We start from the raw sequence: 583 nt of genomic DNA, 5'->3' as shown, positions 1-583 counted from the left end.
CCCGGAACAGGGCGCAGGGCCCTGTTCCGGAGCGGCAGATGATACCCGACTTAGAACGCACCAGGATGCTCTTCGGGCCGGACATAGAAAGGCTCTTCAACCGTGACACGGATGATCTCCTTACCCTTCCGGTTGAACCCGATGATGGTGTCGTTGTACATCTCGAACTTCTTGCCGTGAATGTTCGTCTCGAAGATCTTCGGACCCGGCTCGCGCTTCCACTTGAAGATGATGCGCTGCGTCGTCCGGAACAACTGCAAGACGCCCAGCAGGTCACGATCCGGTACCATGTACTGGTCGATCGAATGATCGACACCCGGGCCGAACATCTGCTGGGAATACGCACGAGGGACGTGCCGGGACGGTACATAGTAACCGTTCGGCTCCGTGCCAAACTGCGGGTACAACGGCAGAGCCACTTTCCGGTCCTTGATCAGGTAGTACTGAGGATTGTCCGGATCGTGAGCCCATTCTCCGTTCGAACCGATCTTCACCAGACCCTGCAGACGGATCTTGCCTACGCAAGCCGCCATGCAGCGGGTTTCCATCTGGTCGCCCTCGGTCAAGGGATCCAGTCCCTCGA

General features: G+C 58.3%; 1 pseudogene. It reads right to left on the bottom strand.

The window, feature by feature from the left end:
* Positions 1-50 precede the first annotated feature (50 nt).
* Positions 51-583, bottom strand: a pseudogene (locus tag TX82_RS14800) (4Fe-4S dicluster domain-containing protein); the annotation flags it as partial.

Origin of the sequence: Nitrospina gracilis 3/211 (assembly GCF_000341545.2) — a bacterium.
GTDB classification, from domain to species: domain Bacteria; phylum Nitrospinota; class Nitrospinia; order Nitrospinales; family Nitrospinaceae; genus Nitrospina; species Nitrospina gracilis.
The sequence above is the reverse complement of the archived record's forward strand: the minus strand, read 5'-3'. Positions and strand labels throughout refer to the sequence as shown.